The 937-nt window shown below is 45.5% G+C and carries 1 protein-coding gene; it reads right to left on the bottom strand.

All coding sequences use genetic code 11. The annotated features are described in order from the left end of the window. Positions 1 to 937: topoisomerase DNA-binding C4 zinc finger domain-containing protein (locus A3766_RS05150; RefSeq protein WP_197479335.1), on the bottom strand; the 937-nt coding region annotated here is incomplete at both ends.

Genomic DNA, 937 nt, shown 5'->3' on the forward strand with positions numbered 1-937 from the left:
CCTTATTATCTTTCACCGGCGCTGAGAAAAGAAATTCATACTTAGTATCAATTTCATCTTTATGAGGCAGCAGTTCACTCACTAAGGGAGCACGAGTTTCACGATTCTTCGGGAACTTACTTGCCGCGAGGAATAATCCCGCAGCCCCATCTCGTAAGATGTAAGTATCTTCAACCTTCTCACAAGTTAATTCAGGCATCGGCACTGGGTCCATCTTCGGTGGCGCGGCTTCACCATTTCGCAATAACTTACGAGTATTTTTACACTCTTCATTGGTACAACCAAAGTACTTACCAAAGCGGCCGGTGCGAAGCTGCATTTCTGATGAACACTTATCACACTCTAATACAGGGCCATCATAGCCCTTGATCTTAAACTCACCCTCTTCAACTTCATACCCAGAACAGTCCGGGTTGTTACCACAAACGTGTAGCTTACGTTGCTCATCGATCAGATAACTGTCCATGGCGGTTGAACAAATTGAACAACGGCGCTTCTTACGCAAAAGTTTTGACTCGCCTTCCTCATCATCTGCACTGGCGATTTCATCACCCGGTACAAGATTGATCGTCGATTTACAACGCTCTTTTGGCGGCAAGGAGTAACCTGAACAGCCCAAAAACACGCCCGTACTACCCGTACGAACCTGCATATGACGACCACAACTAGGGCAAGGAATATCTGTCTCGGTTGGATCATTTTCACGCATACCACCATCAAGCGACTGTGCTTGGTCTAGTTGAGTTGTGAAATGGTCGTAGAAATCATTAAGAACCGCTTTCCAGTCCTTTTCATCTTGAGCAACATCATCCAGTTGTTCTTCCATCTGAGCGGTAAAACTGTAGTCCATCAGCTCAGAGAAAGATTCAACCAAACGATCGGTAACAATATCCCCCATCTTCTCGGCGTAGAAACGCTTGTTTTCAAGCTTCACATA

This window comes from Oleiphilus sp. HI0132 (assembly GCF_001635845.1).